This is a genomic window from Photobacterium lucens, assembly GCF_009873615.1.
GTDB lineage: Bacteria > Pseudomonadota > Gammaproteobacteria > Enterobacterales > Vibrionaceae > Photobacterium > Photobacterium lucens.
The window spans coordinates 1-8,917 of sequence record NZ_SSMG01000165.1 but is presented as its reverse complement, the minus strand read 5'-3'; the positions used below and the strand labels follow the sequence as shown (position 1 = coordinate 8,917).

Sequence of the window (8,917 nt, the reverse complement as noted above, 5' to 3'; positions counted from 1 at the left end):
GTTCTATTATGTAATGAGTAAAACATATATTCCGCTACTACATGAATGTGAAATAAGAATAAAAGGGAAATGGAGAGCGAATAATGAAATATGGTGTGGTTTGCTGCTATTTATTATCTATTTTTCTTTTAATAGGATGTTCGACGAGTCGACATGAACAATTATCAGAGCTTGGTTTTACTCGTCATTATCTCGATGGTTATCAAGATGGTTGCCATAGTCGAACCTTAGATGAAATGACTTATTCAGAAGGATTTAGGCGCGATCCAGAGCGGATGGCAATGAAAGGAAAATATGCCAATGGTTGGAACGATGGCTTTGAACATTGCTATAACGATGAAAGAGATGACTATCATTAAAAATAAAAAGCAGCAATAAATGCTGCTTTTTATTTAATTTACCGATAAAAGATTAATTATTTTTTTCGTATGGCTTTGGCTCATAAAAACGTTTTAATTCGTTCATTACTTGCATTAGCGTTGATAGTTTTGGTTTACCTTCATCTTTTAGCTGGTAATTATTATCGTAAACGTTGTAATTACCATATTTATCAACTACCGTCGTTTGTTTCTTCTGTACTACAACGATGTCATCATCATTACCCGCTAAGATCCAGCGGCGATCATTATTTTGATCAAATAAACTTACACCAGAGCTGTAATTTGATGGTGCAGTCGCAACATTTAATAGCGACTCCATTAATGTTGGTACTACATCCAAGTTACTGGTTAGGCGTGTGACATCTTGTGCAGCATGATCTGGCCAGTGAATGATTAATGGCACTTTAATTTGGTACTTGCTGTAGTTACTGCCAGAGCCCCAAGTATTGTTACCCGTTTCATTAAACTCAGTGCCATGGTTAGAAGCAATCACAACAATGGTATTGTCTAATACGCCTTTAGCTTCAAGATTAGCGAAAACACGACCAAGCATTTCATCAATGTGGAAAGCGGCATTACGGTAACTGTTTTTCAGAAGTAACGTTGAATCAACCCCTTTCTCATTAATGGCATTACTGCCTAAAGACGGAGTGAAGCGAGGCTTATAATGCTCACCTTCTTTAAATTGCTGTACTGAAGTCAATTCAAGGAAACTAAACCAAGGTTGACCAATCTTTTGTTTAACAAGCCAGTGTTGCCAATCTTTAAGCGCATGGGCATCGCTTGGCACTTGATCTGGATGCTCAGAGTCAGTTGTGGCTAGCTTAGTATTGGCAAAAATAGCTTCACGGTAAATTGGCAGCTCAAAATTCTCACCACTGAATAAACCAAAGTGGTAGCCACGGTTTTGTAGCGTGTTGAGTAAAATCGGTGATTTATTTTCAGCTCGGATACTATTGGCATAACCACTTGGTAGGCCATAAAGTAAACCAAATACACCTGTTGAATCACTGTTACTTGAACTGTAATTGTCCGTGAAATCAAGATTTTGTTCGGCAAACGCAGACAAGTTTGGCATCACCATTGGGGTGATCATGTCACTGCGTAGGCTATCAACCATAATGATCATCAGGTTTTGACCTGTTCCTTGATCATTAAAGCTGAGTTTTTGAATGGGGTAGCGAACTAATTCGCTGTTCTTTACGCCTTGCTCTGCACGACGCTTAGTGTATTCCTGTCGGTCTAACAAACCATGCTTTTCCATGAAGGTTTTTGCCGTCATCGGATAAGAGAACGGGAAGTTAGAGCGTTGCATTGTCACTGGACGGTATAAGTTAGCATCCGCCCAGATATAAATAAGGTGGCTACCTAGAAAGCAAACGCCGAAAACAAAAGCGATAGGACCGCCGACATGTTTGCGTGTTAGCTTTCTAAGTTTGCGCCATACCCACTCAGAGCACATTAACTCTAAGAGGAAGATGACTGGAACGACAACAAATAGGTACTGCCAGCGCGCATTTAATTCTGTTTTATCGCCACTCAACAGTAAGTCCCAGACCAGTGGGCTTAAATGGAGATCAACGCTTTGGTACGCATAGGTATCAAGCAGTAGGGCGGTTAAACCAACAGTGGCAACGAGTACACCAAATAAACGCATTAAGCGTTGTGATGGGATCAGGAAGCTTGCTGGAAATATAATGAGAATATAAATGCCAAAAACAAGAAATCCAAAGTGACCAACCCAACTTAACAAAAGGTAAAGTTGTCCGATCAAGGTTGCAGGCCAGTCTGAATGAGTAATATATCGCGTACCCAATAGCATGGCTGCGATGATATTAAAGAAACTGAACCAATGTCCCCAGCTAATCAGCTGTGAGACTTTCTCTTTGTAGGTATTTCCGCTGGCGACCATAAATGTCAATTCTTCTCAGTCTTCAATGCAAGTTTAATCAGGTGATTAAACTTAGTCTTTTTTAATTGAGGTCTGCAGAGCTTTAGCAAATTTTTCTGCAATCACTGCACGTTGAGCAGCTGGCACGTTAGCGTTAATGATATTAGTCGCAATATCACCAACTACCATTAGTGCTAGTTCTGGCGAAGTTTGATGTTTTTCAAGTACATCGAACACGTCATCAATAATTTGTTCAACTTGTTTATTTGTGTATTTTGAAGTAATTGGCATAAGAAATCTTGTTTAATGTTTACGTAAGCGACTTATGATAACCTAGAGTTCAGTTTTCTTGAAAACCTTTTCATTATGAGCCTTACACTTTCTAATGTCATTCTTCATCAATTGACAAAAAACGACCAAGATGAACTAGAAATACATCTTAGAAATCAGACACTAGAGAACGATGCATCGACAGAAGATCTCGTGGCTGAACTTAACCGCATTTACAGTAGTAAAGGTGCGAAAGGTTTTGCACTTTTTGCTCAAGACAGTGAGTTTTCCCATTGGTTAAAGCAATTTCGTCAAGGTGAGTTAGATTTTCTGACTTTTTCTAATATGTCAGCGAAGCGCTTACAAACCGAATTGGCGAAATACCCATTTGCGGAAGCGGGCACAATTGTCATGGCAGAGTATCAGTCACTAGCAACTGATTACCTGTTTATTGGTATGTTGCCCACTTGCCACAGCATGAAGGTAACTGAGCAGCTAAGTATCAGCGTGACCGATTACCTTGATATCGCGAAAATGGATATTGTGGCACGTATCGACTTGTCATCATGGGAAACCGATCCAGAATCGAAACGTTACCTTACTTTTATTAAAGGCCGAGTAGGTCGTAAGATTGCCGATTTTTTCTTAGATTTCATGCAAGCAGATGTTGGCTTGGACGTGAAAGAGCAGAACCAAGTACTGATGCAGGCGGTTGAAGATTTCTGCGCGGATTCTCGTTTAGATAAAGAAGAAAAGCAGCAATACCGTAAGCAAGTTTACGATTACTGTAATAGTCAGCTACAAGCTGGTGATGAAGTTACGGTTAAAGAGCTTGCAAGTGAACTGCCTACTTCTGATGATGGGACTAACTTCTATGAATTTACCTCTAAACAAGGTTATGAGTTAGAAGAAAGTTTCCCTGCCGATCGTACTGCAATGCGTAAACTGACCAAATTTGTGGGTTCTGGCGGTGGTATGACGTTGAACTTTGACAGTATGTTGTTGGGTGAGCGTATTTTCTACGATGCAGAAACCGATACCTTAACTATTAAAGGTACGCCACCGAACTTAAAAGATCAGTTATTACGTCGTTTAAATTCGGATAACTAATCATCCAAACGGCTTGTCCGTAATCATTAGCAACGGCTAAATACTCATGGCCTTGATTGTGTGCTTTCACTATTGATGAAAGTAAAGCAGTCAGGCCTATTTTTTTATCTGTTACAAAGCTTAAAAATGCTGCTAATGAAATGTTTTTTATTTGGTACGCTGTGTTATTAAATATCGAACAATGTATTAAAGTTCGCGTTTTAATCAATCTTGATAGGCTTGTTTCGTTATTTGCTCATATAGATAGGATTATTTTTAAAAATTGATCTTTATCATTGGATCTTGCAACGTCCGGTGGATAATAACCCCACTATGATAGTTCAAAACAATCATTCAGTTCGTTCGCAACGTGAACTGAACGCAGTGAAAGCGATGATTCGCCTATATTGTAAAACGTTGCACCGTGGGGCAATTATTTGTCCTGAATGTGAAAGTCTTATCGAGTATGTTGAAGAACGTGTTAGCGGTTGTCGGTTAGGTGAGGATAAACCTAGCTGTTCGCACTGTATTGGGCATTGCTATCAATCGGCTAAGCGTTTACAGATGATCCATGTATTGCGTTGGACGTTTCCACGTTACTTATGGCGTCATCCAATCCGGGCGTTACAATTTAAATTAGACAATTTACACAGTGCCCAGATGTCAGCAGGAAAAGCGGAGATCTTTACGAAAACGGGTTAGATCAGCGACGATTTAACACGGAAAATATGAACAGATGTTTTGTGCTCTGATCTGTAGGTTTACCTATCAAAGACAGAGAAAAGAAAGGCTGCATGATGCAGCCTTTCGTTGTTTTACATGCCAGTTTTAATCATTGCTTACGCAGCGAGTTTTTCTAAGATACGTTGCAGTAAACGAATACGAGGTTCAATTGAAGCCAGATCTAGCCACTCGTCTGCACTGTGGAAACCTGCACCAATAGGACCTAAACCATCTAATGTTGGTACGCCTAGTACTGCAGTTAGGTTAGCGTCAGATCCGCCACCTACCGCTTGCCACGTAATATCAATACCTAAGTCTTTACCGATTGTTTCAACTTGTGCCATTAATTGCTCGGTCTGTGGGCTTGGTACCATTGATGGTTTATGTGCTTCACGTTCAGCAACCACTTTTACATCAGCAGTAAATGGCGTTTCACATAGTGCACGAATTTTTTTATCTGCTGCTGCGTATTCATCGTTATCCCAAAAACGAACATCAACAATGGCTTCGGCAAAATCAGGTACGATGTTTGCGCCAACACCACCTTTTACCACGCCTACGTTGAAAGTGGTGCCTGATTCAAAGTTAGTGAGTTCATTAATCGCAATGATCCAATGTGCCATTTCACTGATTGCACTACGACCATTTTCAGGCTCGTTACCCGCATGCGCAGCTTTACCGTGGAAACCTAAACGGTAACGTGCCATACCCTTACGCGCTTTAACTAATGAGCCATCAGCACGTGCAGCTTCTGCTACAAAAACGTGTTTTGCATTCACAGCTACGCTTTTTAGCCATGCTTCAGAATGTAATGAGCCAATTTCCTCATCTGGGTTCATACATACACAGATAGATAGTTTATCTAATGTTGTTTGCTCTAAACTACGCAGCGCATAAAGGATATTTAATAGGCCAGATTTCATATCTGAAACCCCAGGACCATAGGCTTTGGATTCATCGGTTGTCATTGGACGAGCGGCAGCAGTGCCGACTGGGAAAACGGTATCCATATGACCGATTAGCATCGCATCAATGTGCTCAGCTTCTGGTTTGTTACGAATTTCTAAACCGGTACCTGCGATACCACAATCAATACGCTTAATGTGCCAGCCAAGATCTTGGTATTTCTGTGCCATGGTATCAGCGATAAAGTTGATGCCTTCAACGGTTAGGGTGCCACAATCAACGTTAATTAAAGGGCGTAGTTCTTCTAGGTAAGAATCAAGACAAAAAGACATAATCAGCTCCGAGTTGCGTCAATGCAAAAAAATAGCGTCAGTGCAGAAATCAAATGAAGTGGTGTTTGCTTGTGATGAAAAGTATTTGCCGTGAGCGAGTACTCACGGCAAAAGTGAAAGGCTTATACCAAGATGTTCATCACGAACATGGCAGCAAAAGCATTCAGTACAGAAATTGCAATCATAACCGGAATGTAGCGACCTTCAGTACCGATAGGGCCCATGATGCGGCCCATGTACTGAACTTGTGAGCCCATTAGGTAGATAGCAGGTGCCAAAATAGCAATGTGCTCACCTGTTAAAATACCTTGGTCAAACAGGGTGATCACAACACCTACAGCACCACCCATCGACATCCATGCGCCAATCAGTACTGCTGCGGCTTCACCGGGTAGGCCAAATACTGCCATGATTGGTGAGAACAGTGTGCCCATCGCATCAAGTGCGCCAGTGATTTGCAGCGCTTTGATGATCACAAATGCCATTAGGACGTTAGGAACCGTTGAAGTGGTTGCAATTACCCAGCCTTTTTTAGCGCCTTCAACGAAAATGTCCGTCACCATCGGTTTCTTTGCTGTAGTCATTATGCGTTCTCCTGACTGATCACATTTTTCTGGTTGTCTTTACCATCTTTATCTTCTTTACCATCTTTATCTTCTTTACCTTCAGTGATGTTGAGGTAAACACGGAAAATATTGGCGCCTACGAATTTGAAGATAAACATGACAGCAACAGCAAGGCCTAGCGATGAAGTAACAGCTAACTCACCTGAGGCATAGGTTAAGGTAAATAGCACCGCACCTGATGAGAAGAAGTTAACAATTGTTGCACCAGCTGAGAATTGGAACATGGTAAAGACGTCGGTTTCTCGTTTGGTTAGGTGACCTTCATCTTTTAATTGACGTGTCATTGCCGCACCCGCATCGGTACTTTGTAGTGAAGCAATAAGTGCTAGACCTGAGTTGCCAGGGATCCCCATTAAAGGACGAAGTAATGGTGTTAATAGCTTACGAGCGGCATCTAAAGCACCGTAGTGTTCAAGTACATTGATCATACCAAGTGCGAACATGACTGTTGGGATCAGGGTTAGGGCGAATAAGAAACCGTCACGCGCGCCACTACCGCCTTTACCACGTAGAGACGTTGATGCTGTTTCAATGCCTTCTGCCGTTTGGTCAACAGAATACACAACGCTACCAAAAGAGCCGTTTAAGGTGGTGAAGTCAAATACACCGTACCATTGGTTCGATTGAAGTAAGCCTGAGAAGAAAACAACCGCAAAGGCGAGGGCAAGGTAGCTGCCAACCGTAACTTTACGGCCTTCTGTAGCATTATTGCTCATAGCTATAAGTCCTTTATATGGAGAGGAAAAAAATGTGATATCGATAGAAAGTCGATAATCATTCCGCAATGAACGTGAATCCGTTTTACATCTGGCGTTAAATATTGCGTGAGCCGTATTTTCATTAAAAATCACGGTTCGATGTTGATTGAGATCAACTTCAATATTTGAAAGCTAAGATTGCTAAATATGTATGTTTGTATTTGTGATCTTGCTCATCATTAATGATTTATGGCAAATAATGATGATATGCAACTGTATTTATATGGGTGTAATGATATGTAAATAGGCGGATATGTTGTATTTTGTACTTTTTATCATTATAGGAACGCACAGTTATGGTGATGATGAAGAATAACTGCACAAGAATTGAGCATTTAACAATATTATCAGGATTGTGGGTTATTTATTCTCTTTAGGAATCAATGGGTTGTTTTAATAATTAAAACAAGGGGAATTGGTACGCTTCTTGGACAGTAGATAGTGTTTATTACAAGGAGCATATTATGAAGAAGAAGCTGATCAATCTAACGGCATTATCTGTTCTAGCGTTACTTTCTCAACCATTATGGGCTGCTGAAGACACGATTAAAGTCGGCGTCCTTCATTCTTTATCAGGTACGATGGCTATCAGTGAAACCACCTTAAAAGACACGGTATTAATGTTGGTGGATGAACAAAATAAAAAAGGGGGATTACTGGGTAAAAAGTTAGAAGCAGTCGTAGTTGATCCTGCCTCTAATTGGCCTCTTTTTGCGGAAAAAGCTCGTGAACTGATTGAAAAAGAAAAAGTGGATGTGGTGTTTGGTGGCTGGACATCGGTATCTCGTAAATCCATGTTACCGGTGTTTGAAGAGTTTAATAGTATATTGTTCTATCCGGTGCAATATGAAGGTGAAGAGTCTTCGAAAAACGTATTTTATACTGGCGCAGCACCTAACCAACAAGCGGTACCTGCCGTTGATTATCTGATGAAAGAGTTGGAAATTGAGCGTTGGGTATTGGCTGGCACTGATTATGTTTATCCTCGTACTACTAACAAAATTCTTGAAGCTTATTTGAAAAGTAAAGGTGTCAAAGCGGCAGATATAATGATCAACTATACGCCGTTTGGTCACTCTGACTGGCAGTCTATTGTTTCTGATATTAAGAAGTTCGGTGCAGAAGGAAAGAGAACGGCCGTTATTTCAACTGTTAATGGTGATGCCAATGTACCATTTTATAAAGAGCTAGGTGCGCAAGGTGTGAGCTCAGAAGATATTCCTGTAATCGCTTTCTCGGTGGGTGAAGAAGAGTTATCTGGGATGGATACCTCGCCATTGGTTGGTCATCTTGCCGCATGGAATTATTTCATGAGTGTCGATACGGCTCAGAATAGTCAGTTTATTGAAACATGGCAGAAATTTATTAAAAACAAAGCGCGTGTGACTAACGATCCAATGGAAGCACACTACATTGGTTTTAATATGTGGGTAAAAGCTGTAACGAATGCAGGTACAACGGATCCTGAAGCTGTGCAAGATGCTTTAATTGGCGTATCAGTGCCTAACCTTTCTGGTGGTTACTCGACGATGCTGTCGAATCATCACATAACAAAGCCTGTGCTGATTGGTGAAATTCAAGATGATGGCCAATTTGAAGTGGTATGGGAAACCGCAGGTTTAGTCAATGGCGATGCGTGGTCAAATTATCTTCCAGGCTCTCGCGATTTGTATTCAAGTTGGAGTAAACCTTTCTCATGCGGTAGCTACAATGTGATTGAGAAAAAATGTTCTGGTAGTGCTAATTAATCTCAATAGTAAAGCCCCTTTGTCGAGGGGCTTTTTCTCTTAAATCAGGGATGTCTATTATGCGGCTTCGAATATTTATCTTAATGATTGCGACAATAATGATGTCGCATTCTGTTGTTTTTGCTACTCCCATTGATTCTTATTCTTCATTTGTTTCAACATTAACAGTAAAAAAAACAGTTCAAAAAATAAAA

General features: G+C 40.7%; 9 protein-coding genes. 4 read left to right on the top strand and 5 right to left on the bottom strand.

The genetic code is table 11. The annotated features are described in order from the left end of the window. Positions 1-83: 83 nt before the first annotated feature. Positions 84-359 carry a hypothetical protein gene (locus E5A76_RS07585; RefSeq protein ID WP_081001627.1) on the top strand — a complete coding sequence of 92 codons (276 nt, stop codon included), beginning with the start codon at positions 84-86 and terminating at the stop codon, positions 357-359. A 52-nt stretch (positions 360-411) separates the two neighbouring features. Here E5A76_RS07585 and E5A76_RS07580 read toward each other — a convergent pair whose 3' ends face one another. Both E5A76_RS07580 and E5A76_RS07575 read right to left on the bottom strand, forming a co-directional pair. Continuing rightward, positions 412-2,292, bottom strand: a complete 1,881-nt coding sequence (locus E5A76_RS07580) for a DUF3413 domain-containing protein (protein WP_161118560.1) — start codon at positions 2,290-2,292, stop codon at positions 412-414. Between the two features lie 51 nt (positions 2,293-2,343). Next, the gene (locus E5A76_RS07575) at positions 2,344-2,562 is read right to left on the bottom strand and encodes a YejL family protein (protein ID WP_023931626.1); all 219 of its coding nucleotides are present in this window, start codon (positions 2,560-2,562) and stop codon (positions 2,344-2,346) included. Between the two features lie 75 nt (positions 2,563-2,637). Between E5A76_RS07575 and yejK the strand changes: the two genes are divergently transcribed. Both yejK and E5A76_RS07565 read left to right on the top strand, forming a co-directional pair. Next, entirely contained in the window at positions 2,638-3,651 is a 1,014-nt protein-coding gene (yejK, locus tag E5A76_RS07570) for a nucleoid-associated protein YejK (RefSeq protein ID WP_023931627.1), read from the top strand. Between the two features lie 312 nt (positions 3,652-3,963). Continuing rightward, the gene (locus E5A76_RS07565) at positions 3,964-4,332 is read left to right on the top strand and encodes a nitrous oxide-stimulated promoter family protein (protein ID WP_023931628.1); all 369 of its coding nucleotides are present in this window, start codon (positions 3,964-3,966) and stop codon (positions 4,330-4,332) included. Between the two features lie 137 nt (positions 4,333-4,469). On the opposite strand, the gene E5A76_RS07560 is transcribed toward E5A76_RS07565, so the two are convergent. The 3 genes from E5A76_RS07560 to E5A76_RS07550 all read right to left on the bottom strand — a co-directional run bounded on the left by E5A76_RS07560 (position 4,470) and on the right by E5A76_RS07550 (position 6,933). Then, entirely contained in the window at positions 4,470-5,591 is a 1,122-nt protein-coding gene (locus tag E5A76_RS07560) for a M20 family metallopeptidase (protein WP_161118559.1), read from the bottom strand. A gap of 122 nt (positions 5,592-5,713) precedes the next feature. Continuing rightward, the gene (locus E5A76_RS07555) at positions 5,714-6,175 is read right to left on the bottom strand and encodes a YjiG family protein (RefSeq protein WP_053986989.1); all 462 of its coding nucleotides are present in this window, start codon (positions 6,173-6,175) and stop codon (positions 5,714-5,716) included. After that, positions 6,175-6,933 (bottom strand): nucleoside recognition domain-containing protein, encoded by a 759-nt coding sequence (locus E5A76_RS07550; protein WP_161118558.1) that lies wholly within the window; start codon positions 6,931-6,933, stop codon positions 6,175-6,177. The genes E5A76_RS07555 and E5A76_RS07550 overlap by 1 nt, the downstream gene beginning before the upstream one ends. A 506-nt stretch (positions 6,934-7,439) precedes the next feature. Between E5A76_RS07550 and urtA the strand changes: the two genes are divergently transcribed. Beyond that, a complete protein-coding gene (gene urtA, locus E5A76_RS07545) occupies positions 7,440-8,723 on the top strand; it encodes an urea ABC transporter substrate-binding protein (RefSeq protein WP_161118557.1) in 1,284 nt (427 codons plus the stop codon). Positions 8,724-8,917: the final 194 nt, after the last annotated feature.